This window comes from Ruegeria sp. YKSF070 (genome assembly GCF_059612725.1).
Genome location: NZ_JBXWRD010000059.1, coordinates 1 through 24954 on the forward strand (window position 1 = coordinate 1; position 24954 = coordinate 24954).

General features: G+C 63.0%; 22 protein-coding genes and 1 pseudogene. 5 read left to right on the forward strand and 18 right to left on the reverse strand.

Annotated features, from left to right (window positions below; genetic code table 11):
- Window positions 1-234, reverse strand: a 234-nt coding sequence (locus tag AC2FL1_RS20445; RefSeq protein WP_496878139.1) for an NADH-quinone oxidoreductase subunit NuoE family protein, incomplete at its 3' end; no start/stop codon positions are given.
- Between the two features lie 37 nt (window positions 235-271).
- Here AC2FL1_RS20445 and AC2FL1_RS20450 point away from each other — a divergent pair.
- From AC2FL1_RS20450 to AC2FL1_RS20460, 3 genes are all read left to right on the forward strand, one after another.
- On the forward strand, window positions 272-508 hold the full coding sequence (locus tag AC2FL1_RS20450; protein ID WP_496878140.1) for a hypothetical protein: 237 nt from the start codon (window positions 272-274) through the stop codon (window positions 506-508).
- A 168-nt stretch (window positions 509-676) separates the two neighbouring features.
- Window positions 677-2050 (forward strand): ammonium transporter family protein, encoded by a 1374-nt coding sequence (locus AC2FL1_RS20455; protein ID WP_234138070.1) that lies wholly within the window; start codon window positions 677-679, stop codon window positions 2048-2050.
- Between the two features lie 133 nt (window positions 2051-2183).
- Entirely contained in the window at window positions 2184-2903 is a 720-nt protein-coding gene (locus AC2FL1_RS20460; RefSeq protein WP_234138067.1) for a FadR/GntR family transcriptional regulator, read from the forward strand.
- Window positions 2904-2947: 44 nt separating this feature from the next.
- Here the strand turns inward: AC2FL1_RS20460 and AC2FL1_RS20465 are convergent, their stop codons facing one another.
- Entirely contained in the window at window positions 2948-4249 is a 1302-nt protein-coding gene (locus AC2FL1_RS20465) for an ABC transporter substrate-binding protein (RefSeq protein WP_496878154.1), read from the reverse strand.
- A gap of 165 nt (window positions 4250-4414) precedes the next feature.
- On the opposite strand from AC2FL1_RS20465, the gene AC2FL1_RS20470 reads away from it, so the two are divergent.
- Entirely contained in the window at window positions 4415-5764 is a 1350-nt protein-coding gene (locus AC2FL1_RS20470) for a trimethylamine monooxygenase (protein WP_496878141.1), read from the forward strand.
- A gap of 171 nt (window positions 5765-5935) precedes the next feature.
- Here the strand turns inward: AC2FL1_RS20470 and AC2FL1_RS20475 are convergent, their stop codons facing one another.
- The 9 genes from AC2FL1_RS20475 to AC2FL1_RS20515 all read right to left on the reverse strand — a co-directional run bounded on the left by AC2FL1_RS20475 (window position 5936) and on the right by AC2FL1_RS20515 (window position 16594).
- Window positions 5936-7912 (reverse strand): ABC transporter permease, encoded by a 1977-nt coding sequence (locus AC2FL1_RS20475; protein WP_496878142.1) that lies wholly within the window; start codon window positions 7910-7912, stop codon window positions 5936-5938.
- The gene (locus AC2FL1_RS20480) at window positions 7912-8925 is read right to left on the reverse strand and encodes a quaternary amine ABC transporter ATP-binding protein (RefSeq protein ID WP_496827794.1); all 1014 of its coding nucleotides are present in this window, start codon (window positions 8923-8925) and stop codon (window positions 7912-7914) included. The genes AC2FL1_RS20475 and AC2FL1_RS20480 overlap by 1 nt, the downstream gene beginning before the upstream one ends.
- Window positions 8926-9008: 83 nt before the next feature.
- Window positions 9009-9950: an ABC transporter substrate-binding protein gene (locus AC2FL1_RS20485; protein WP_496878143.1), complete on the reverse strand. Its 942-nt coding sequence runs from the start codon at window positions 9948-9950 to the stop codon at window positions 9009-9011.
- A 348-nt stretch (window positions 9951-10298) separates the two neighbouring features.
- Window positions 10299-11063 carry an ABC transporter ATP-binding protein gene (locus tag AC2FL1_RS20490; RefSeq protein WP_496878144.1) on the reverse strand — a complete coding sequence of 255 codons (765 nt, stop codon included), beginning with the start codon at window positions 11061-11063 and terminating at the stop codon, window positions 10299-10301.
- The gene (locus AC2FL1_RS20495) at window positions 11060-11914 is read right to left on the reverse strand and encodes an ABC transporter ATP-binding protein (RefSeq protein ID WP_496878145.1); all 855 of its coding nucleotides are present in this window, start codon (window positions 11912-11914) and stop codon (window positions 11060-11062) included. Before AC2FL1_RS20495 ends, AC2FL1_RS20490 begins: the two co-directional genes overlap by 4 nt.
- Window positions 11911-12825, reverse strand: a complete 915-nt coding sequence (nikC, locus tag AC2FL1_RS20500; protein ID WP_496878146.1) for a nickel transporter permease — start codon at window positions 12823-12825, stop codon at window positions 11911-11913. The genes AC2FL1_RS20495 and nikC overlap by 4 nt, the downstream gene beginning before the upstream one ends.
- Window positions 12822-13880, reverse strand: a complete 1059-nt coding sequence (locus AC2FL1_RS20505; RefSeq protein WP_496854959.1) for an ABC transporter permease — start codon at window positions 13878-13880, stop codon at window positions 12822-12824. Before AC2FL1_RS20505 ends, nikC begins: the two co-directional genes overlap by 4 nt.
- Complete coding sequence (locus tag AC2FL1_RS20510; protein WP_496878147.1) at window positions 13881-15485, reverse strand: ABC transporter substrate-binding protein; 1605 nt, start codon at window positions 15483-15485, stop codon at window positions 13881-13883.
- A gap of 50 nt (window positions 15486-15535) precedes the next feature.
- Window positions 15536-16594 carry a dipeptidase gene (locus AC2FL1_RS20515; RefSeq protein ID WP_496878148.1) on the reverse strand — a complete coding sequence of 353 codons (1059 nt, stop codon included), beginning with the start codon at window positions 16592-16594 and terminating at the stop codon, window positions 15536-15538.
- A 113-nt stretch (window positions 16595-16707) separates the two neighbouring features.
- Between AC2FL1_RS20515 and AC2FL1_RS20520 the strand changes: the two genes are divergently transcribed.
- Entirely contained in the window at window positions 16708-17619 is a 912-nt protein-coding gene (locus tag AC2FL1_RS20520) for a LysR substrate-binding domain-containing protein (protein ID WP_496878149.1), read from the forward strand.
- 12 nt (window positions 17620-17631) lie between these two features.
- Here the strand turns inward: AC2FL1_RS20520 and AC2FL1_RS20525 are convergent, their stop codons facing one another.
- From AC2FL1_RS20525 to AC2FL1_RS20555, 7 genes and pseudogenes are all read right to left on the reverse strand, one after another.
- Window positions 17632-18480 carry a fumarylacetoacetate hydrolase family protein gene (locus AC2FL1_RS20525; protein WP_496878150.1) on the reverse strand — a complete coding sequence of 283 codons (849 nt, stop codon included), beginning with the start codon at window positions 18478-18480 and terminating at the stop codon, window positions 17632-17634.
- A 163-nt stretch (window positions 18481-18643) separates the two neighbouring features.
- Window positions 18644-20716, reverse strand: coding sequence for an acetate--CoA ligase family protein (locus AC2FL1_RS20530; RefSeq protein WP_496878151.1), 2073 nt, complete (start codon window positions 20714-20716; stop codon window positions 18644-18646).
- A gap of 90 nt (window positions 20717-20806) precedes the next feature.
- On the reverse strand, window positions 20807-21721 hold the full coding sequence (locus AC2FL1_RS20535; protein WP_496827784.1) for a LysR family transcriptional regulator: 915 nt from the start codon (window positions 21719-21721) through the stop codon (window positions 20807-20809).
- A 68-nt stretch (window positions 21722-21789) separates the two neighbouring features.
- The gene (locus AC2FL1_RS20540) at window positions 21790-23415 is read right to left on the reverse strand and encodes a GMC family oxidoreductase (RefSeq protein WP_496878152.1); all 1626 of its coding nucleotides are present in this window, start codon (window positions 23413-23415) and stop codon (window positions 21790-21792) included.
- A 29-nt stretch (window positions 23416-23444) separates the two neighbouring features.
- Window positions 23445-23810 (reverse strand): cupin domain-containing protein, encoded by a 366-nt coding sequence (locus tag AC2FL1_RS20545; protein WP_496827780.1) that lies wholly within the window; start codon window positions 23808-23810, stop codon window positions 23445-23447.
- Between the two features lie 42 nt (window positions 23811-23852).
- Window positions 23853-24689, reverse strand: a complete 837-nt coding sequence (locus tag AC2FL1_RS20550) for an ABC transporter permease (RefSeq protein ID WP_496878153.1) — start codon at window positions 24687-24689, stop codon at window positions 23853-23855.
- Window positions 24689-24954 (reverse strand): annotated as a pseudogene (locus tag AC2FL1_RS20555) (ABC transporter permease); the annotation flags it as partial. The pseudogene AC2FL1_RS20555 and the gene AC2FL1_RS20550, both read right to left, overlap by 1 nt.

Consider the following 24954-nt stretch of genomic DNA (forward strand, 5'->3'; position numbering starts at 1 on the left):
CGCCTGCCCCAGCTTCATCTCGAACGCCAAAGCCGCAAGATGATCCGCCGACAAATGCCCGTAAGCGTCCTGAATGAGATGCAGAAACTCGATCAGCAAATCCCGCCGCCGCGGACGATCCCCCAGCAAAGCACGAACATCCGCCAACGCCTCATCACTATAAACACGACCCTTCGGCAATCGACGCCCACGACCACGTCCACTCTTCCATACGCCCGCATCATCCAGCGACATCTGTCAAAACCTCCTGCGGCACACGACATACCACCGCATGCAATATTCTCTATACTCAATTTATTTTCCTGACAGTCAATATGAAATTGGCCCCTTTCTGCATCGGTTCACCCGCTCTGACAGCGCTGTGGCAAGGGTTCGCGCCCAACTCAGAACCGGAACCGTCTGTTTTTTCGCACAATTGGTTCTTTTTGGTTTCTTTGCAGGCAACTCAGCAATCCCAACAAGATACAAAGGGGCAAAAATCTTTCCCTTGGGTAAAAAAGATGTTTGAAAAGTGCCAATTTTGATCCATCATCGCCGCACCGCCGCTCAGATCGCAGTTCTGGTCTGAATTGGCCCACAAGACGCTGGCACTGGTCGCCCGATTGGTCCCCTGAAACGCCAGCCACACCCGGTAAAGCAAGGCCGGAGCCAACTGAGAACCAAGAGGGAAAACAAGATGTCACTGGACATAAGCGCAATACATGCAGAACAGGTCACTCTGAATTCACTGGTGCAGAACCTGCTCTATGCCTCGGGCACGGTCGGGGCCATTCTGGTCGTGGTCGGTCTGCTGCTGATCGACGCGGGCACCGCCCGGCGCAAGAACCTGTTCAACTCGACCATCGAGAAGACGCTGGGCTTCTTCCTGGGCTTTGCCACCTATTACGTGATCGGCTTCGGCATCTGGGCGGCGCAGTATTACATCATGGTCGATGCCACCATGACGGATTCGATCAAGGACTGGTGGCTGGGTGGCGGCATGACCAACTCGCTGGCCCATCACGTGGACCCGGCGCTGTTTCCGGGGCTGAACACGTTCCAGATCTTCGTCTTCTTCCTCGCCGTCTTTGCCGGGATCATCAACATCCTGCTGCATTTCTCGGTCTCGGAACGGATGAAGGCCTCGGCCTATTACATCACCTGCGTGGTTGCCGCAGTGGTGTCCTCGGTGCTGAGCTGGGCCACCTGGGGGTCGGTCGGACCGCTGACCAATGCGGGGTTCCACGACTTCTTTGGCGTCGGCTTCGTCTATCTGTTCCCGGCCGGCATGGCGCTGATCTTTACCCCGAAGCTGGGCGCGCGCCCCGGCATGATGGAGCCGCATGCCCGCGTCTCGGCCTATCTGGCGCCCAGCATCGGGCTGTGCGCACCGGGTCTGCTGCTGATCTTTGCCGGCCTGCCGATGGTGATCATGTCCTGCCTGTTCTTCTTTGATCCCGAAGCACTGGCCGTAAGTGTGACCATGGCCGATACCAGCGTCGGTATCGCGCTGAACAACTATGCGCTGGTCTGGGCCGGCGGCGCGGTAACCGGGCTGATCCTGGCCTATCGCTCGGGCAATTATGCCTATACGCTGCTGGGGCCGCTTGCCGGTTACGTCGCGGGCGCATCGGGCTTTGACGTCTACCTGCCATGGCAGGCCTTCCTGATCGGTCTGGCCGCACCCTTCATCGCCTATGCGGTCTACGAGTTCACGCTCAAGCGCGGCATCGACGAGCACAAGCTCTTCCCGTTGTTCCTGGGCTGCGGCACCTTTGGCATGATCGTGCTGGGCGTGTTCAAGGCGGGCACGCCGCGCGGCGGTTACCTGGGCTTTGAAGAGGGCGCCTATGCCTTCCAGCATGGCCAGATCTCGCTGGGGATGCAGTTGGTGGGCATCGCGGTCTGCATCGGCGCCGGGGTTGTCACCGCGCTGATCCTGTCGGTGATCCTGGACAAGACCGTTGGCCTGCGGGTGGACGAGCATGACCAGATCGACGGGCTGGACAAGAAGATCTGGGACCTGGAGCCGGATGTGCATACCCATGCCGACAGCATCCCGCGCGCCTGATCTTTGACGCGCCATCAAGGCCCCGGCGGTTGCCGGGGCCTTTTGCTTTGCGCCGCCGCGCTTGTGGTTGGCCGGGCGAATGCCCTAACATGGGGCAGGCAAAGAGCAGCACGCGCGCCGCAACGAGGGCCATATGAACCAGACACTAAAGGCAGAGATGCCGATCGGCCAATCCATCGGCGAAACCGTCCGCATCGTGGCGGATACGCTGTTCGCGCGCATCAGCTCGGGCGAGTATCCGCCGGATTCGCGCCTGCCTAGCGAACGGGCGCTGGCCGCCGAGCTGGGCGTGTCGCGCAATACGGTGCGCGAGGCGCTGGATGTACTGGAAAACCGCGACATGATCCGCCGCCGCCAGGGCAGCGGCAGTTTCGTGACCTATCAGCTGGACAGCAAGGACACCCCCGCCCCGGGTTCGGTCGGCGAACGCACCAGCCCGCTGGACCACCTGATCGTGCGCTCGATCATCGAGCCCGAGATGATCCGGCTGGCGGTGATGAACATGACACCCAAGGAGCTGGACGAGTTGGCGCAGACCGTCGCCCGCATCGAATCCGTGCGCGCCGATCAGGCCGAATTCACCCGCTGCGAAGAGGATTTCTATCGCCGGATCGCGCGCTCGACCCGCAATCCGCTGCTGGAATCCTGCTATGAGCTGACCATCGAGGTTTGCCGCCAGAGCTTTCGCACCGCGCTGATGCGCAAGCATCTGACCCCGGACCGCATCCAGAATTACCAGACCCGCTTCAACTCGTTGTTCAACGCCATCGCCACCCGCGATGTCGAGGCGGCGGTCGAAATCACCAAGCTGCATCTGGTCGAAGAACAGAAGCTGTTCCTGCACGAGGGCTGAGCGCGCCGCTGGCGCCTTAGGCTCAGGACCCATTCATCCTGAGCCTAGTCCACCAGATCGCGGGTGGTCAGGCCGGTCTGCGCCTCGCCGGTTTCCAGCCTTTGCTGCCACATCTGGCCCGCCGCCTGCATATGGCGGCGCAACATGTCCTCGTGCTTGTCGAGCCAGGTCGGGATCGAGCCGAATTCGACGATGCGCGCGCGGCCCTCCTGTATGCGGACCACCGGCCAGTCGCCCACCAGCGCGTGGTCGATGCCAAAGATGCTTTCGCCCCACCAGCGCGCGGGACCAAAGGCATGGGTGACCGGATCCATCTGTTTCATCGTCGCCAGCACCGAGACCGGGTGGACCGAGGCGACCTTTTCGACCGCGGCGTGCCAGATATCCAGGATGGCGACATACTCCCAGCTCACCGCGCTCCAGTTGCCGGGATAGCGGGCGTTGTATTCCTTGAAGAAGGTGCTGGGCCGGTTGAAGAAGAACGCCTTGCGCGCCAGTTTCGGGTCGTCGAAATCGGGAAACTGGAACAGCGCGCCTTCCATGAACTCGGTCGAGGTGCGCGCCACCAGCCTCTGGTAATTGTCCAGCGTGCAGGACAGGATTTGCCCGGAAAACCCCTTGGCATGGGCATATTCCGTCATCGCGTGCACCATTGGCGTGTAACTGGTGCACCAGCACAGCACATCGGGCTGGGCATCCAGCATCGGCTGCACGATGGTGGCGACATCGGTCATCTCGGGGTCATATTGCACCTCTTTCACCACCGGCACGCCTGCGGCCTCGAAGGCGGCGCGATAGGTGGCGATCGAGGGCAGGCCCAGCGCGTCCTTCTGGCTGCACATGGCCACCCGGCGCAGCTCGGGCCGGTTGCGCGCCAGCCAGTCGACCCCGGTCACGTTATAGATCGGGTGCACCTCGGAGGGCGCGATCAGATAGCGGGTATCGGGGGACAGGTCACTGGGCAACAGGGTCGAGGTCAGCACCTTGTTGGCGGTCAGAAAGCCGCGCAGCGGGGTAAAGGTATCACCCCCCAGCATCATCAGCAGCTTCACCTGCTCGGTATGCACCAGATGGCGCGCGCCCTCCATCGCGCGCTCGGGATCATAGCCGCAGTCGAAGGGCACGATGCTGACCGGATAGCGGCGCCCACCCACCAGAATGCCCCCTGCCCGGTTCAACCAATCCTCCCACAAACGGCAACCATGCAGGCCCGGCAGCCCCCAGGAGCTAACCGGCCCGGTCAAGGGGGCCAGAAACCCGATCTTGATCGGCTCGCTCATCCCAACCCGGTCCTGCGGGAAGAGAGAGGTGACCGCCATACGATGTGCGAAACTGGAAGAGAGCATACCAATTTCTACCACTCCGCCGAACAATGTCAAAAGGAGTTCACCTTTATCAGTGGGGAAATTTTATCTCTGCGGTGAAAAATCGTTGACAGACTGGTCCGCGAAAAGCAACATCTGGTTCAGACCAAAAAGAACCAATTGATCCGACCAAACAGGGAGACCGACATGACCAGCAAACGAGTGGCGATCATCGGCGCGGGACCATCCGGCCTGGCGCAATTGCGCGCCTTTCAATCCGCCGCCGCCAAGGGCGAGGAGATCCCCGAGATCGTCTGTTTCGAGAAACAGGACAACTGGGGTGGGCTGTGGAACTATACTTGGCGCACCGGGCTGGATGAAAACGGCGAGCCGGTCCATTGCTCGATGTATCGCTACCTGTGGTCGAACGGCCCCAAGGAAGGTCTGGAATTCGCCGACTATTCGTTCGAAGAGCATTTCGGCAAGCAGATCGCATCCTACCCGCCGCGCGCGGTGCTGTTCGATTATATCGAGGGCCGGGTGCTGAAGGCCAATGTGCGCGACTGGATCCGGTTCAACACCGCCGTGCGCTGGATCGACTACAATGACGAGACCGGCCTGTTCAAGGTCACCGTGCATGACCACAATGAGGACCGCGTCTATTCCGAGGAATTCGATCATGTGATCTGTGCCTCGGGCCATTTCTCGACCCCGAACGTACCCCATTACGAGGGATTCGAGACCTTCAACGGCCGGCTGGTGCATGCCCATGACTTCCGCGACGCGCGCGAATTCGCGGGCAAGGACATTCTGGTCGTCGGCTCTTCCTACTCGGCCGAGGATATCGGCTCGCAGTGCTGGAAATACGGCGCCAAGTCGATCACCTCATGCTATCGCTCGGCGCCCATGGGCTTCAAATGGCCTGACAACTGGGAAGAAAAGCCCGCGCTGGTCAAGGTCGACAAGAACACCGTGTTCTTCTCGGACGGCACTTCGCGCGAGGTGGACGCGATCATCCTGTGCACCGGCTACAAGCATTTCTTCAATTTCCTGCCCGACGATCTGCGCCTGAAGACCGCCAACCGTTTGGCCACCGCCGATCTCTACAAGGGCGTGGTCTATGTCCATAACCCCAAGATGTTCTATCTGGGCATGCAGGACCAGTGGTTCACCTTCAACATGTTCGATGCCCAGGCCTGGTGGGTGCGCGACGCGATCATGGACAAGATCGACCTGTCCAATGTCACCAAGGAACAGATGCTGGCAGACGTGACTGAGCGGGAAACCCGCGAAGAGGCCAGCGACGACGTGAAATACGCGATCCGCTATCAGGCCGATTACGTCAAGGAACTGGTGGCCGAAACCGACTATCCCAGCTTTGACATCGACGGCGCTTGCGAGGCCTTCTTCCAATGGAAGAAACACAAGGCCGAGGACATCATGGCCTTCCGCAACAACAGCTATACCTCGGTGATCACCGGCACGCTGGCCCCGGTCCATCACACCCCGTGGAAAGACGCGCTGGACGACAGCATGGAGGCGTATCTGCGCAACTGACATGTTCGGGGCGGGCTCGAAAACCGCCCCGGACATTCCGGCGCCTCTGTTTGCCCGCAGAGGTTGCCACACTCGCCCGTTCGGCGCATCCGTACCGGCGACACTCCCGCGGCAGGTTCGATTCTGTTCTCCCCGTCTTGCCGCGGGACCACGCTCAAGGCTTCGGCCCGATCAGTTCAGACCCAGCCGCGCCTTCTTGTCATCGGCCCATTTCATGATGACCATGTCAAAGGTCAGCGCCATCAGCGTCACGCAGATGCCCAGGACAAAGTTCTTGCCCAGATCGGTCCCCGCCAGGGTGCGTTGCAGTTCCTGCCCCAGGTCCTGGGTGCCGATGAAAGCGGCAATGATCACCATGAAGAACGCGAACATGATCGCCTGATTGAACCCCACCGCCATGGTCGGCAGCGCCAGCGGCAGCTGCACATTCCACAGTTTCTGCATCCGGGTGGCGCCCGACATGTCGGCGGCCTCGGTCATCTCGTCGGGCACATTGCGCAGCCCCTCGATCGTGTAGCGCACCAAGGGCACCATCGAGAAGATCAGGATCGACATCACGACCGAGGTCGCGGTGATGCCGAACAGCATGATCGCCGGGATCAGGTAGATGAAGCTGGGAAAGGTCTGCGCCGTATCACAGGCCAGCAGCACGGCCTTGGCCGTCTTTTCCTTGCGCGCCGCGACAACGCCGATGGGCACGCCCAAAAGCAGCGCGATACTGACGGCCGCCAGCACCGAGTAAAGCGTGATCACCGAGCGGTCCCACCAACCGGTCAGCGCGACAAGGCCGAAGAAGGCCGCCGCCAGCACTGCCTCGCGCCGCCCCGCCACCAGCAGCGCCGCTGCCGAGATCAACAGAACAAAGGCCACGGTCGGAATGCTCAGCATGAAATCGCGCAGCGGGTTCAGCACCCAGATATTCAGCACATAGCGGATCGAATTGGTGATCGACTGCACCAGGTCAATGGCCAGAAAGCTCTTGATCAGCGTGTCGATTTCCTTGCCCTGCGACCAGGATTGCTTACGTCCGACCTCGGACAGGATCGGCACGAATTGTGCAATCAGAGTAAAGCCGACAAAGGCGCCGATCGCCATCAACAGGAACTTGTGCCGGATCCAGAGGGGCGTTCCGCGCTCGAAATGTTCGGGCAGCTTAACCACCCAGGCCTTGGACATGCGGTCCAGCGTCACCGCCAGCAACACGATGGTCACCCCGATTTCGAACGAGCGGCCGATCTTGAAACTGCCCATCATCGCCAGCAGCTTGGCCCCCAGCCCCGGCATGCCGATAAAGGCGGTCAGAACCACCATCGCCAGGCACAGCATGATGACCTGGTTGACGCCTACCAGGATCTCGGTCCGGGCGGCGGGGATATAGACATGGCGCAGCATCTGCCAGCGCGTGCAGCCGCTCATCTTGCCGGCCTCGACCACTTCGGGGCTGACCTTTTGCAGGCCCAGCGTGGTCATCAGGATCATCGGCGGGATCGCATAGACGGTGGTCGCCACCGCCCCCGCCGTTGGCCCCACCTTGAAGAAGATCACCGCCGGCAAGAGGTAGGTGAAAAACGGCAGCGTCTGCAACACCGCCAGCACCGGGCGCAGCACCGCGTCAAAGCTGGGGGATTTCCAGGCCGAGATGCCCAGCACCAGCCCGATGGCAAAGGCCAGCGGCGCGGCAACGACCAGCACCGACATGGTCTGCATGGCGATGTCCCATTGCCCGATCATCGCGGTCCAGACAAAGGTGCCCCCCGCCAGCAGCGCCATGCGCCAGCCGCCCAGGTAATAGCCAACCACCGCCGCCATGGCGGCAATCGCGCTCCAGGGGATGGGGCCGATATTGGGCCAACGCCGCTTGCCGAACAGCAGGTTGGCGGTGGCGTCCAGCACCACCTCGAGCCCGTCGGTCAGCAGACGGGTCAACGCCAGCAGGCCCAGATCGTCCTTGACGAAGTTGAAAATGGCGTCAAGCCAGTTTGCAAAGGGCGGAATGATCGCCTCAGGCAGACGGTGCAGCCATGCGGGCAACAGCCCGGCATAGTGCAGCAGCGTCATTGCCACCGCCACCCCGATCATGGCCAGACCCAGCGTCTTGCGCGGCAGCGCCGGGGCTGTCCCTGTCGTCTCGGTCGTGGTTGCGCTCATCAGCTTGCCTTCAACAGGATGTCGAGCGCGCCCTGACGGTCGAGCGCACCGATCACCTGCCCCTTGTCGGCAACCGGGATCAGGTCGCGGCTGTCATTGACCAACAGGCGCGCCAGCTGCTGCACGGTGGCCCCGGCCTCGACCGGCTGGCCCTCGCCCGCCACACCCGCGCGCGCCAGAACACCGGCATGCACCACACGGGCCTTGTCGATCTCTTCGGTGAACTTGGCGACATAGTCGGTGGTCGGGTTCATCACGATCTGATCGGGCGTGTCGCATTGTTCGACCGCGCCGTCCTTCATGATGGCGATCCGGTCGGCCAGGCGCAGCGCCTCGTCGAAATCATGGGTGATAAAGACGATGGTCTTGCCCAGCATCGCCTGAAGCCGCAGGAATTCGTCCTGCATCTCGCGCCGGATCAGCGGGTCCAGCGCCGAAAACGGCTCGTCCAGAAACCAGATATCGGGTTCGATCGCCAGGCTGCGGGCAATCCCGACGCGCTGCTGCTGGCCGCCGCTCAGCTCGCGCGGGAAATAATCCTCGCGCCCGGCAAGGCCAACCAGTTCGATCACCTCAAGCGCGCGCTTGCGCCGTGTGTGCCGGTCCTGCCCGCGCATTTCCAGCGGAAAGGCCACATTGTCCAGCACCGTGCGATGCGGCAACAGGCCAAAGGACTGGAACACCATGCCCATCTTGTTGCGGCGCAGCTCGATCAGGTCCTTCTCGCTCAGATCCCCGATGATCTGGCCATCAACCTCGATACTGCCGCCGGTGATTTCGTGCAGGCGCGAGAAACAGCGCACCAGCGTCGACTTGCCCGAGCCCGAAAGGCCCATGATCACCAGCATCTCGCCCCGCGCCACATCCAGCGAGACATCCCGCACCCCAGCGATATAGCCGTCGGCGCGAATATCGTCGAACGACCGGCCCGGTTGCAGCGTCTTCAGGTAACCAACCGGATCCTTGCCGAATATCTTCCACACATTCCTGGCCGAAATGACAGGACTGCCCATGAACCTCACCTTTCAAGAGAAATGGCTTGTCCGACCGCAAGTGCCGGACAAGCGCGATGGTCTGTCGTTCTCAGGTGAACGGCTCAGCCATCCAGCCAGGGGCGCCAGATATCCTCGTTGGCTTCCAGCCAGGCCTCGGCGGCCTCGTCGGGCTCCATCTCGTCGATATCAACCAGTTTTGCCATCTCGGCGATCTGCGGATTGGTGAAGGAGATACGGGTCAGAACCGCGTAGGCATCGGGCCATTTGGCTTCCATCCCCTCCCATGCGGCTTTCTTCAGGTAACCGTTGGCGGGGTTGCCACAGTCATAAAGCGCATCCGGGTTGGGGCCGACCGCAGGGTCCTTGTCGCAGCCATCCACCCATTCGGGGAACTCGACGAACTCGCCGGGCCAGACCGCTTCGGCAAAGTTCGGGGTCCAGTTGAACACCACCACCGGGCGCTTGTCAGCCTCGGCGGCGCCGATCTCGGCCCAGAGTGCTGCGGCGGATCCGGCGTTGATCACCTCGAAGTTCATGCCGAGGGCCTCGACCCGCTCCTTGCCATGCTTGAGCCAGTCGACCGGACCGTCAAGATAGCGGCCCTTGTCGCCGGTCTCGGCGGTGGCGAACACCGCGGCGCAGTCATTCAGCGCCTTCCAGTCAGGCAGACCCGGGCAGGCATCCTTGGTCCACATCGGGTACCACCAATCCTCGCGGGTGACGGCATCATGGTCGCCCACATCGACAATCCCGCCCTTTTCCAGCGCCGCGCGGAACGAGGCACCAAAGGCCCCTTCCCACACTTCCAGCTCAAGGGTCACATCGCCCAGGCGCACCGATTCATAAACCGCCTGGCTGTCTGTGGTCACAAATTCGACGGTGTTGCCCATCTCTTCGAAGATCTGGCCCACAACGTTCGACATCACGATTTGAGAGGACCAGTTGTGGATCGGAATCACGATCGGGTCGCTGCTGTCGGCCATCGCAGCCAGCGGTGAGAGTGCCACAACGCCGGTGGCGAGCGCAGTCGTAATTTTCTTCATTTTCATCATTCTCCCTGTTGGGCCGGTATCATTTGCAACGACTTCTCGAAACAATCGCGCGCTTCCGGGCCTGCCAAGAGTGTTCAGAAAATTTTACTTTCTGTCAAATATTTTTCACAACAGGAGAATGTTTCGCGGATCCGGCGGTTGCCCGCTGCCGGTTTTTCAGGCAGTCACTCCATGAGCGCGCCGCCATGGGGACGGCAGAGGCGCACGCCAAAGAGAATGCGCCATCATTCAGGCAAAACATCAACTTTGCCTGCCTTGTTCTTGTTATATTTTTGCCTTTTCGAAAAATTACCGAATGCATGCCAATGCTGGCACGGGCGTGGAACCGGCCTTGGAATGTCAGGCCGGTTGCGCGCCCGGCGCGACCGAGGCCGCCAGCAGGTCTCGGGTATAGGCATGCTCGGCCCGCATCGCGCGCAGGGCCTCCACGTCCATCACCTCGACAATCTCGCCATCCTTCATCACCGCCAGCCGGTCACACATGTGACCGATCACCGCCAGATCATGGCTGACCATCAGATAGGTCAGGTTGTGTTCCTCGCGCAGATCGGTGAGCAGATTGAGGATCTCGGCCTGAACCGAGACATCCAGAGCCGAGGTAGGCTCGTCCAAGAGCAGGATCTCGGGCTCGCCCGCCAATGCGCGGGCAATCGCCACCCGCTGCCGCTGACCGCCCGAGAGCTGGTGCGGATAGCGAAAGCGGAACCGCCCGCCCAGCCCCACATCGTCCAACAGACGCCGCACGCGGGCGTCGATATCGGGGATACCGTGCAGATGCAGGGTTTCCGACAGGACCTGATCCACCGAATGGCGCGGATGCAGCGAGGCATAGGGGTCCTGAAACACCATCTGCACCTTGCGGAAAAAGGCGCGGTCGCGCTTGCCGCCCGCCAGCGCCTGACCGTCGATATCGACCCTGCCCGACCAGTCTGGCGCCAGCCCGGTGACCGCCCGCAGGATGGTGGACTTGCCCGAGCCACTTTCCCCCACCAGGCCAAAGCTCTCGCCGCGCGCCACCGAGAAACTGGCGCCGCGCACCGCGTCGACCCGGTCGGGGCCATGGCCGAACCAGACGTTCAGCCCCTCGATCTCGATCATGTTCATGCCCGGCCTCCGACGCTGGGGGCTTCGGACCAGACGGGGTCGCGACTCAGCACTTCCAGCTTGGCGCGCGGCTGATCCAGCCGCGGCAGCGAATTCAACAGGCCCCGCGTATAGGGATGGGTCGCCTGATGCAGCTTGTCGGCATCGCAGACCTCGACGATGCGGCCCGCATACATGATCAGCACCCGGTCGCAAAATTCCGACACCAGGTTCAGGTCGTGACTGATGAAGATCAGCCCCATACCGCGCTGTTTCACGAGGTCGTCCATGATGTTCAGCACCTGCCGCTGCACAGACACATCGAGTGCCGAGGTCGGCTCGTCCGCGATCAGGATCTGCGGGTTGGGGATCAGCATCATCGCGATCATGATGCGCTGTCCCATACCGCCCGAGACCTCGTGCGGATAGGCCCGCATCACCCGTTCGGGGTCGCGGATCGACACCGCCTCCAGCATCTCCAGCGAGCGTTTGCGCGCCTCGGCCTTGCCCACCTTGTTATGCAGCAGATAGGCCTCCATGATCTGGTCGCCCACGCGCATCACCGGGTTCAGCGAGAACTTGGGGTCCTGCATCACCATCGAGATCCGCTCGCCCCGCACCGCGCGCATGTCCTTTTCGCTCAGGTCCAGCAGGTTCTGCCCCTCCAGCGCGATCCGGTCGGCCTCGACGATCCCCGGCGGGCGGATCAGGCGCAGGATGGCGCGGCCGGTCATCGACTTGCCCGAACCGCTTTCGCCCACGATGCCCAGCCGCTCGCGCCCCAGCGAGAAGGATATGCCGCGCACCGCCTCGACCACGCCCTGACGGGTGGGGAACTTGACCCACAGGTTTTCCACGTCCAAGAGGCTCATTGACTGCCCTCCTTGGGGTCGAGCACATCGCGCAACCCGTCGCCCAGCAGGTTGAAGGCCAGGCTGACGGTAAAGATCGCCAGCCCCGGCATGGTGGCCACCCACCAGTGATCGAGGATGAAGCGGCGCCCCTCGGAGATCATCGCGCCCCATTCCGGGCTGGGTGGCTGCGCGCCCAGACCGAGAAAGCCCAAGCCCGCGGCGGCAAGGATGATCCCCGCCATGTCCAGCGTCACCCGCACGATCAGCGACGAGATGCAGAGCGGCCAGATATGCCGCGTGATGATCCGCACCGGGCTGGCCCCCTGCAGGCGCACCGCGCTGATATAGTCCGAGGCGCGGATGGTCAGAGTCTCGGCCCGCGCCATGCGCGCATAGGGCGGCCAGGCGGTGAGCGAGATCGCCAGCACCGCGTTTTCGATCCCCGCGCCCAGCGCCGCCACAAAGGCCAGCGCCAGAACCAGCCGGGGAAAGGCCAGAAAGATATCGGTGACCCGCATCAGGATCACATCGACCCAGCCGCCGACATAGCCCGCCACGGTGCCCACCAACAGCCCCGCCACAGGCGCGATCAAGGCGACCAGCGCCACGATATAAAGGGTGATGCGGCTGCCATAGATCAAGCGGCTCAGGATGTCGCGGCCCAGGCTGTCGGTGCCGAACGGGTGGCCGGGGCTGCCCAGCGGCTGCAACCGGTTGCCCAGGTTCTGCACATAGGGATCATGCGGTGCCAGAAAGGGCGCAAACAGCGCCATCAGCACCAGCGCCACAAGGATGCCCAGCCCGAACATCGCCATGGTGTTACCGCGCAAGGTCAGCCAGCCCTTGTAAAGGCTGGCCAGCCGCGCATGGCGGCGCGAGGTCGGCTCGTCGGTCAAGAGCCATTGCCGCAGGGTGAGTGTTTCGCTCATTTCGCCCTCGGATCGAAGACCCGGTAGAGCAGGTCGGAAAAGAGATTGAGACAGATGAAGATCAGCCCCACCACGACGGTTCCGCCCAGAACGGCGTTCATGTCAGCACTGAGAAGCGCGGTGGTGATATAGCTCCCGATCCCCGGCCAGCTGAAGATGATCTCGGTCAACACCGACCCTTCGAGCAGGTTGGCATAGCTCAGCGCAATCACGGTGATCAGCTGTACGCGGATGTTGCGGAACGCGTGGCCCCAGATCACCTGCCGCTCGGACATGCCCTTGACGCGGGCAGTGGTGATGTACTCGGCCGACAACTGCTCCAGCATGAAGGATCGCGTCATCCGGCTGATATAGGCCAGCGAATAATAGCCCAGGAGCGTCGCAGGCAGGATGATATGGGAAAAGGCGTTGCGGAACACGCCCCATTCGCCGGCGATGGCACTGTCAATCAGGATCATGCCGGTACGCGAGGGCACGATGTCCTGGTAAAAGATATCGAGCCGCCCCGGCCCGCCGACCCAGCCCAGCACGCCGTAGAACACCAGCAGACCCATCAGGCCCAGCCAGAAGATCGGCATCGAATAGCCCACCAGCGCGACAACGCGAGCGATCTGGTCAATCCAGCTGCCCCGGCGCACGGCAGCGATGACGCCCAGCGGCACGCCCAGCAACACGCCGATCAGCGTGCCCAGCGTGGCCAGTTCCAGCGTGGCGGGAAAGACGCGGGCGATATCCTCGGAAACCGGACGCGCATTCAGCAGCGACATGCCGAAATCGCCATGCAGCACGTCCCAGAGGTAATAGAGAAACTGCACCAACAGCGGTTTATCGAGGCCAAGCTGCTCGTAGACCGCGTCATAGGTGGATTGGCTGGCCCGTTCGCCCACGATCGCCAGCACCGGGTCGATCGGCATGACCCGACCGATAACGAAGGTGACAAAGAGTAGCCCCAGCATGGTGATCGAGACCGACCCCAATGCCACCAGGACCCCCTTCAACCAAGGGGCGAGAGACGCGCGAACGCGCCTCTCGCGAGTGTTTTCCGTCAGTGCCATTTACTTGGTGACTTGCCAGTAAGACGCCGAGGTGATGGCCTGCCCGGTCGAGAAGTTCATCACGTTGTCGCGCTGCGCCGATTGCTCGATCTGCTGGAACATGACGACAAAGGGCGAGGTTTCGCGGAACTCGGCCTGGATCTCGTCATACATCTTGGCGCGCATGTCGCGATCGTTCTCGATCACCGCTGCGGCGGTCTTTTCGGTCAGCCCGCCGGTGTCCCAGCTGTTGCGCCATGCCAAGAGGCCGGTGGCCTGGGCCGCGTCGGAATTGTCAGGGTTATAGGCGAAGGTACCCGCATTGGTGTGCGGATCGGGATAATCCGGTCCCCAGGCACCCAGATAGACATCCAATTCCCGCGCGCGGTAGCGTCCGAGGATCTGCTTGGCCGTACCGATGGTGATGTTCATCTTGATCCCCACCTGCCCCAGCGAGTTCTGCAGCGACTGGGCGATCTCGATGCGTTCCTGCGCCTCGCGCACGCCGACCTCGATCTCCATGCCTTCGGGGATGCCCGCCTCGGCCAAGAGCGCCTTGGCCTTTTCCACGTCATAGGTGAACGGCGCGGCATCCGAGGCACCCAGATAGGTCTGCGGCAGGAAGTTCTGGTGGATCGTGTACTGACCGCTGAGGAAGCTGTTCTTCATCCCTTCGTAGTCGATCAGGTACTTGAAGGCCTGGCGCACCTGCGGTTTGGACAATTCGGGGTGTTTCTGGCTGAGCGAGACATACATCAGCCGCCCCTTCAGCTCTTCTTCGACCTTGACGCCGTCGGCATCGCGAACGCCCGCGATATCCTCGGGGTTGAGGTTGCGGGCGATGTCGATATCGCCACGCTCCAGCAGCAGACGCTGGCTGGCGCTTTCCTGCACGTGGCGCACGATCACGCGCTCCATCGCCGGGGCACCGCGGTAATAATCGGGGTTCGACTGGATGGTCACGCTTTCATTCGGCTTCCAGCTGACCAGCTTGTAGGCGCCCGACCCGGCGGTGTTGGTCTTGAGCCAGGTATTGCCCATGTCGCCATCCTGCTCGTTCGCCATGACGACTTCCTTGTCGACAATGCCGCCGATGGTTGCGGTCAGACAGTTCAGTACGAACGAGGTCGCATAGGGCTTGTCGGTGGTGATGGTGACCGTATTGCCTTCGGCCTTGATGGTCTCGGCCACGTTTTCGGCGGTAAAGCCGAACTGGGTCAGGATGAATGCGGGCGTCTTGTTCAGGATCACCGCCCGTTGCAACGAAAACTCCACATCCTCGGCGCGCACCGGGTTGCCGGAATGGAACTTCAGTCCCTCGCGAATGGTAAAGGTGATCGAGCGCTTGTCCTCGCTCACCGTCCAGCTTTCGGCGATCTCGGGCTGATAACCCGCCTTCAGGTTCATCGGATCGAAATTGACCAGTTTCATATAGACATTGCGGCTGACATCCGAGCCCGCGAATTCAAAGCTCTCGGCCGGATCCAGCGTGGTGATATCGTCGATCCGGTTCGCAATCACCAGCATATTGGGCGGCGTCTCGGCCTGTGCCATCGGCACCGGAGCGGTCATCACGACGGCCGCGCCCAGCACGGCGGTCGATAGAAGTCGGTTCAAAGCATTCATTTTGTCTTTTCCTCTCCTGTTGTCTTGGTCTTGGTCAATTCTTGCCGCGGTCATGCGCCCCAGGAGCGTTCCAGCACGCGCAGCCAGTTGTCACGGCAGAGCTTGTCGATCAGCGCCGCGCCATAACCGTGATCAGCCATGGCCTGGCGCAGCACCGGCAGATCGGCAACCGTGGTCAGCGCATCGGGCACGATGGCACCGTCGTAATCCGAGCCGAGGCCCACCCGGTCCTCGCCCAGGATACCCATCATGTGATCGAGATGGCGCAACATGGTCTCGATCGGTACATCGCTCAGCTTGCGCCCGTCTTCGCGCAGAAAGGCCACTGCGAAATTCAGTCCCACCATCCCGTCGCTTTCGGCAATCGCGCGCAGCTGATCATCTGTCAGGTTGCGCGAGATAGGACAGAGCGCATGGGCATTGGAATGGGTCGCCACAAGCGGTTTGTCCGAATGGCGTGCAACATCCCAGAACCCTGCCGCATTCATGTGCGACAGGTCGATCAGGATACCCAGTTGATTGCATCGCCGCACCAGCCGGATGCCGTGATCGGTCAGTCCCGGCCCGATATCCGGCCCCGAGGGGAAGCGGAACGGCACGCCATGGCCAAAGATCGTGTTGCGGCTCCAGACCGGCCCCAGCGAGCGCAGCCCGGCCGCGTGCAGCACGTCCAGCATATGCAGATCGGGGTCGATCCCCTCGGCCCCTTCGATGTGAAAGATGGCTGCGATCCGGCCCGCCGCCAGCGCCGCGCGCATGTCTGCCACGCTGCGGCAGACGCTCAAGGCGCCCTGACGCTCCAGCTCGAACAGAATCGCGGCCTGGCTCAGCACCACCGGCAGCGCGTCCTCCCAGTCGATCGGTTCGGGCAGAGGCAGGTCATAGCTGGCATTGGTCATCTCGGCATCGCGGGCTTCGCGATCCATCGGCGAAGGCACGTAGACGGCAAAGAAACCGCCACCAAAGCCGCCCGCCTGCGCCTTGGGCAGGTCAATTGCGCCGTCGCGCCCGGTCAGGAAGGTGCCCGCCTGCGCCACCCCGCCCGCGCGATACAGCTTGAGCAGGACATCGTTATGCCCGTCGATGATCGCCGGATGCGTTGCCGGCATGGTGAGCCTCCCCCGTTGGCGGTTGACCAGATGATAAGAGAAGAAATTTGCATGGCAGAGTAAAAAATGTATGAGCTAACCTCATAGAGCTAGTCTAAATATGAGACCGCCCCATGGCCAAGCCCAAGACATGGCATTCGCTACCCGAGTACTTCGCCCTGCGCGCGCTGATGCAGACCGGCACCACCACCGGGGCCGCGCATCAGCTGGGCCTGTCGCAATCGGCAGTCAGCCGCTCGGTCGCCAGCCTTGAAAACAGGCTTGGCACGCCGCTGTTCGAACGCGAGGCGGGCCGGCTGCGTCCGACACAAGACGCGGTGCGGCTGAACCTGCGCCTTGACCCACTGTTCGAAGCCCTCGATCGGATCGACGGGCAAACCGAACCGGTGCGCGAAACCCTGCGCCTGATCGCCCCGCCCTCTTATGCGCACCGGTTCCTTGTGGCGCAGATCAGCAGCTTTCTCGAAATGAACCCCGCGTTTTTTGTCAGTTTCGAGGTCAATACCTCGGACGAGGTGACACGCGGCATTCTGGACGACCGCTTTGACCTGGGCATCAGCGGGGTCGAGCAAAGCCGCGCAGGGGTCAAGACCATGCCCTATCGGGTGTCGGGCGCGGTCTGTGCCATGCCAACGGATCACCCGCTGGCAACGCGTGATCGGGTCGGGCCGGCCGATCTGCACGGGCAGAACATGATCGCTCTGACCCGCCGCCATGTACGGCGCGGGCAACTGGAACGGCTGCTGCATCAGGCCCGCGCCACGCCGCGCATCGTGGCCGAGGTGTCGACCTCTTTCGCCGCCGCCGACCTGGCAAGAGAGGGTTTGGGGCTGACCGTGATCAACCCCTTTCCGATTTACCATTACCGCGCCGGAGATTTGGCCTTTGTGCCATTTGCCTCGGACCTGGAGTATCGCAGCTATTTCCTTGTGTCCGAGACCCGGCCAATGACAAGGCCCGCCCGCGCCTTCATGCGGCATCTGCGGCTCAACACACCGCCCGACCCGTTTTCACGCAAAGCCTGAGCCGGTCCCGGCTCAGACGTCGGCCCGCACAGTCTGGCGCTGCTGGCCCAGCCCCTCGATGCGCAGCTCCATCACGTCGCCCGGCTTGAGGTAGACCGGCGCGGGCTTCATCCCCATGCCGACACCGGGCGGCGTGCCGGTCGAGATCACGTCGCCCGGATGCAGGGTGAACAGCTGGCTCAGATGCGCGATGATCTGCGCCACGCCAAAGATCATGGTGCCGGTGGTGCCGGTCTGCATCCGCTTGCCGTTCACCTCCAGCGAGAGGCCCAGCGCCTGCGGGTCCGGCACCTCGTCCCGGGTCACCAGCCAGGGGCCGGTGGGGCCGAAGGTGTCGCAGGACTTGCCCTTGGTCCATTGCCCGCTGAGCGCGGTCTGGAACTGGCGCTCGCTGACATCGTTGACGATGCAATAGCCCGCCACATGATCCAGCGCCTCGGCCTCGGTGACATATTTCGCGGTCTTGCCGATCACCACACCCAGCTCGACCTCCCAGTCGGTGCTGGTCGAGCCGCGCGGGATCACCACATCGTCATTCGGGCCGACAATGGCGGAATTGGCCTTGAGGAACAGGATTGGATGGGCCGGGATATCGGCTCCGATCTCGGCCGCGTGATCGTGGTAATTGAGGCCGATGCAGAGGAACTTGCCAATGCCACCGACACAGGAGCCCAGCCGGGTGGTGCCGGATACGAGCGGCAGCGAGGCCGGATCAAGCGCCCGCAGCCGGTCAAGCGCGGCATCGCCCAGCACGTCGCCGGTGATATCGTCGACATGATCCGACAGGTCGCGAATATTGCCCTTGGCATCCAGAAGTCCGGGCTTCTCGGCTCCCGGAGCCCCATGGCGCAGCAGTTTCATGAACTCTCTCCCGATCTTGTGTCACCCGACGCGCGGGCCTGGCGGAACAAAAGTCTGATTTCAGACTTTTGCCAAGACTTTTACTTAAAAGTCTTGGCCGCCCGGGTCCGATAGTGGCGCATTTCGCGGCCGGGTGGGAAGAGCGGGGGCCTTGAGCCGAACGTCACGACGACCGAAGGCGAAGGACCGCATCGACGGCGGTTGCGGACCGGGTTCCGACGATGACCGGGTTGCTCTCGATCTCGTCAAGCGTGTCACGCAAGTCCCAGGCCATACGCGACAGGGCAGCAGCCGCCTCGCCCAGAGCGGTGGCCGCCAGAACCGGTTGCCCCCGGTACCCCGACAACAGCCTTGCGGCGCGCAGACCGGCAATGGCGGTTGCGGCCTCATCGGGCGTGAACGGCGCCATCAGCAGAACGTCCTCTCCGAGGAGATCCACGAACAGACCGCCCGGTGCGATCCGCACGGCTGGGCCGAAATTGGGATCGTTGACCGCCCCCAGCGACCACTCCATGCCGGGGTCGACCATCCGCGCCACCAGCACCGGCCCGTCGAACCGCTCCGCCAGATCCTCATAAGCGGCGGCGACCGCGTCGGGCGTTGCCAGCCCTGTCTGCACCCCAGCCAGATCGGACTTGTGTGACAGGCCCCTTTGGGTGGTTTTCAGAACGACGCTGCCACCGATCCGCTGGGCGGCCTGCAACGCCTCATCCCGAGACGCGGCCAGCACATGCGGCGGGCAAGCGATGCCATAATCGGCGAACAGCGCGTATCCCTCGGCCTCGCCGATCCAGTCGCGACCGGCAAGCCTGGCGCGCCATGCCGCCGCACGCGGGTGCGGCATGGCGGGCGGACGAAACCGCGCGACAGGGCCATGATCGTGCAACGCGCGCACCGCCGCCATCGCGTTCTGCATCCCGCTGAGCAGGGGAATACCCAGATCGGCGAAATGCGCGGCGATGGCGCGGTCATCGCTGCCCGAGAAGTTCGAAACGGCAGCAAGCGGCTTATCGGTCTGCCGGTAGGCATCGGCAAGCGCCCGACCGTGCATTTCGTGCAGGTAGTAATTGCCGCGCCAGTTGAGCACGTAAAGCCCGGTGCCAACGCCGGGATCGGCCATCATGGCGGCAACGGACCAGTTATAGGTCTCTTGCGCGCCCTGCCCCGTCCCCCACGCATCCAGTGGATTGTCGGCGGCAATCCCCGGCTCCAGCACCGACTGAATGCGGGCTCGGGTCTCGGGCGCAAGCGAGGCGTATGACAGGCCATGATCCTCGGCCAAGTCCGCCATCAGTTCGCGCTCGCCGCCGGAATCGTGGATCGAGGCAATACCCGGAGCACTGGCCCGCCTGCCTTGCGCAAACAGCGCCAGCATCGCCGCCATCTCGTCGACCGTTTCCGCCATATGCCCGCCCAGCCGCCGCACCAGCGCGCGGAACAGGGCATCGTCGCCCACCAGCGCGCCCGTATGCGAGATCGCCATGCGCGCACTCAGGGCCGAGCGCCCAACCTTGAGGATCACCACCGCAATGTCGCGGGCGGCCGCCTCCTCCATCGCGGCGACAAACCCCTCCGGGTCGCGCACGGTTTCGAGGAACAGGCCGACCACGCGGGTTTCCGGCTGGTCGACCATCCAGCGCAGGTAGTCCGCGGCTGTGGTCACCGTCTCGGAGCCGGTGCTGACCGCCTGCGAAAACCGCAGCCGCCGGTCGTTGTTCATCAACGCCCCCAGGATCGAGCCCGATTGCGCAATCAACCCGATACCGCCTGGTTTCAGGTCCAGCGGCACCGGAAAGGGCGTTACCCGCAGACCATGGGTCAGGTTGTGAAACCCCATGCTGTTGGGTCCGCAAAGCGCGGCGCCCGCCGCACGGACCCGCTCGCCGATGCGGCGGCGCATCTCTGGATCGGGACATTCCGAAAACAGGGTCAACGCCCGCGTGCCCGTGGCCAGAGCGGCGTCAACAGCGGCCTCTACCCGTTCGGTTGCCAGCGACAGGACCACATGTTCTGGCACTTCCGGGAGATCGGCCAGCGCGGCGGCGATCCGCCCGCCCGACTGTGCCGCAAGCCGAGGATTGACCCGCAGGATGGGGCCGGAGAACCCACCGCCGCTCAGCATCCGATCCAACGCATGGCCATAGGAATCGGGCCTGTCGGACACCCCGACAAGGGCGATGCTTAGCGGCGCCAGCAGCGCATCCATGGCCGATCTCGGTACTGTCTGGTCCTGCACTGGAGTGCCTCATCGAAGTCTCACAAGGCAGTTTGGGCGCAATGGGCCGGCAGGTGAAATTCCGAATTGGAAACGAGCGATTTACCCGGCTTATACCGTATCCCTGACCGGCAATACCGCCCGTGCCGCCATCTCGTCGCGGATCAGCTGGATAAAGGCCTTGGCGGGTACCGAAAGCTCTGCCCCCGCCTTGACAATCAGGGCGGTGTCATAGGTGATCTCGGGTACAAAAGGCCGCCAGCAAACGCCATCTTGCAAGTGCAGACAGCCGTTCAGCGCATCGACAATCGCGACCCCGGCGCCCTCGGCCACCATCCGGCGGACCACCGCAAAGAAGAACCCATGCACAGGCGCGGCTATCTCGAAACCGGCCTCGGCACAGACCGCGCGCAACTGCCGGTCGACCTGGTTGCTGTCCTGAATGCCGATCAGGCGCTGATCCACCAGGTCGCCGGGAGTGATACAGTCCTTGGCCGCCAGCGACGAACCTGCAGGAAAGATACAGACGCAGGGCAGGGAAAACGGCTCCACCTCCAGCGACGGCGCGGCAACCGGCGCCTCGACCAGGCCTATGTCACACTGTCCGTTGCTGACCAGATACGCGATCTGGGTTGAACTGCGCACCCGCAGGTCGATCTCGACCTTTGGGTTTTCGGCGGTGTAGCGGGCCACCAGCTGCGGCAAGAGGCCAAAGGCCGAGGCGCCCAGCGCCCCGATCCGCAACAGCCCCGCCCCACCCTGCCTGATCAGGCGCGCCCGGTTGGCAAACTGCTCGACCGCAAGGATCGACAGTTCCGCATCCATATGCAGCAGATAGGCCTCGGGGCGCGGTGCGAAATGTCCCTTGGATCGGTGAAACAGCGGAAAGCCCAGCATATCCTCGAGCCGCGAGAGCGCGATGCTGATGGCGGGCTGGGTCAGGTGAAGCCGGTCGGCGGCTTTGGAGACGGACCCTTCTTCCATGACGGCATGGAAAACCTCGAGGTGGCGCAGCTTCAGATGCATGGCGCAACTATAAGAAATCGGCGATTTGAGGCCAAACAAATTATCATTTTTTAAACGGAAGGCGAAGCCTACCCGCCTGCCCCGCAGTCCTGAAGGATCATGTCGGCACCCTTTTCGCCCACCATGATCGCCGGGGCGTTGGTATTGCCCGAGGTCAGTGTGGGAAAGATCGAGGCATCGACCACCCGCAACCCGCCGATGCCATGCACCCGCAGGCGCGCATCCACCACATCCCGCGCCGCGTCCGGCCCCATCCGGCAGGTGCTGACCGGGTGGAACACGGTTCCGGCCCGCTGCCGGATGTCGGCGATCAGTTCCTCATCGGAACAAATGTCCGTACCGGGCAGCATCTCGGCCTCGATCAGCCGGGCAAGCGCCGGGGCCTCGGCCAGCCGCCGCAACAGCCGCGTACCTTCGAGCATCTCCTGCATGTCGTTGTCGGTGGAGAGGTAATTGGGGTGGATCGCCGGTGGCTCTTTCGGGTCCGAGGAGCGGATCTCCAGATGCCCCCGGCTGGTGGGCCGGGTCGGCTGGGCGCTGAGCAGGAAGCCGGGGAACGGATCGGGGTTCATCAGCGGCCGCTTGCCCGGCGGCGCCTTGGTATAGCTGACCGGGGAGAAGAACAGCTGCATGTTCGGGCGATCCAGACCGGGGCGCGAGCGTACGAACCCGCCCGCCTGGTTGACGCCCAGCGACAGCGGCCCGCGCCGGGTCAGCACATAGCGCAGCCCGTGCCACAGCTTGCCATACCACGGGTGCAGTTGGGTGTTCAGCGTCGGCACGCGCGAGCGGTAGAGATGGTCGATGCACAGATGATCCTGCAAGTTCCGCCCCACCCCGTCCAGCGCATGCACGACCTCTATGCCCCTGCCCCGCAACAGGTGGGCGGGGCCGATGCCGGAGAGTTGCAGCAATTGCGGCGAGTTGATCGCGCCGCCCGACAGGATCACTTCGCGCCGGGCCCGCGCGGTCTTTACCTGCCCGTTCCGGCGATAGGATACACCCACCGCCTGCCTGCCCTCGAACAGCACCCGTTCGGCCATCGCCCCCGTCTCGACACGCAGGTTCGCGCGCCGCAAAACGGGGCGCAGATAGGCCCGCGCCGCCGACATCCGCATGCCCCCCTTGGCGGTATTCTGATAGGTGCCCACCCCCTCTTGCGTGGCCCCGTTGAAATCGCGGTTGTGCGGAAATTGAAGCTCTCCGCCCGCCGCGATGAAATCCCGGCAGAGCGGGTGCAGGTCGCGATCCATGGTCGCCACATGCAGCGGGCCATTGTCGCCGCGAAAGGCGTCGCCACCCCGGTCGTTGGTCTCGGACCGCCGGAAATAGGGCAGCACATCCGCCCAGCCCCAACCCGGATTGCCCATCGCCTGCCACTCGTCGAAATCCTGCGCCTGTCCCCGGACATAGACCATCGCGTTGATCGAGCTTGACCCGCCCAGCACCTTGCCGCGCGGCCAATAGCTAACCCGCCCGTTCAGCGCTGCATCGGGTTCGGTATGGTACATCCAGTTGACGCTGGGCCGGTAAAAGGTCTTGCCATAGCCGATCGGCATCCAGATCCAGAAATTCAGATCGCTGCCCCCCGCCTCCAGCATCAACACCGTGTGCCGGCCGTTCTCGCTCAGCCGGTTGGCCAGCACGCAGCCGGCCGATCCCGCCCCCACGATGATGAAGTCATATTCGCTCATGGCGGGCACCGCCCCCTTTTGCCGAGCATCTAGGTCGCAGGTGCCGCGCTGATGACAAAAAGTTTGCGCAAGTGGTCATGTATCTCCCATTGACCGGTCCAGCCCTGCGGAAGCACCAGAAGGTCGCCCGGCCCGATGTCACGGCTGCCACTGCCATCGGCATTTGTCACAGTCGCCCGTCCGGACAGGATATGACAATATTCGCCGCCCCCGGTGCGGTCTGCGGTAAAGCGGCCCGGCGTACACTCCCAGACCCCGATCATGGTGCCGCCATCGGCCGAGGTCCACAACACGGTCGAGGCCTCGGTCTGACCAGCGGTCAGGCTGGTGGGCTTGTCGGCAAAGGCGCCCAGCGGCACCGAGGCAAGGTCAGCGAATGTTTGCAGGTCGATCATGGCAGCTCTTTCGATCAGGGGGGAAATGCCCGAAACCGGGCATCAGTCGCTTGGTTTCGTTGATTTCTTCTGTTGTCCAAACACCTGCGCCAGCACCATCATCCCCGTCGTCACCAGGATCATGATGGTCGAGATCGAGGCAATGGTCGGGTCGATCTGGTCGCGCAACGCGTTGAACATGTTGCGCGTCAGGGTCGGGTTGTCGCCGCCCGAGACGAACATTGCCACCACCACCTCGTCGAACGAGGTCAGAAACGACAACAGCGCACTGGTCACAACGGCAAAGCGGATCTGCGGCAAGGTCACGGTCAGAAACGCCTTCCAGCGTGGCGCGCCCAGGCTGCGGGCGGCCTCCTCCTGGCTCATGTCGAAGCTTTTCAGCGCCGAACCGGTGACGATCACCACCAGCGGCAGCGCCAGCACCGTATGCGCCAGCACCAGCCCGGTGATCGTATAGAGGATCTGAAGCTGCACATAGGCGTAGAAGGCCCCAATCGCGACCAGCACCACCGGCACCATCATCGGCGTGATCATCAGCACGAAAGCCGCGCGGACAAACCGGATTTTCGAGCAATGCAGGCCATAAGCCGCCAGCACGCCAATCGGTGTCGCCACCAGCATCGTCAGGAACGCCGCCTTGAACGAGGTCCGCGTTGCCAGCATCCATTCGGGCGAGCCGAAGTAATGGTCATACCAGCGCGTTGACCAGGTTTCGGGTGGAAACTCCAGATACTGGCTGTCGGAGAACGACATCGGCACCACGATCAGCGTGGGCGTCACCAGCAGCACCATGGTGATTACCGCGATCACATAAAGCCACAGGCGCTGGCCATGGGTGATCTGGGTCTCGGTCGCGGGGCTTTGGAACCAGCGCAGCATCAGTGCCCTCCCCCGGTCATCTTCTCAAGGTTCAGAAAGCGCGAGGCGATCCACAGGATCACCATGGTCGAGACCAGCAGCACCACGCCCAGCGCGCTGGCCGCCCCCCAGTTCACGAAGAGCTCGATGTTGGACACGATCTTCATGGACACCATGATCACCTTGCCGCCGCCCAGCACCGCCGGGGTGACAAAGAAGCCAAGGCAGAGGATGAACACCATCAAAGACCCGGCAAACAGCCCCGGTAGGGTCAGCGGAAAGAACA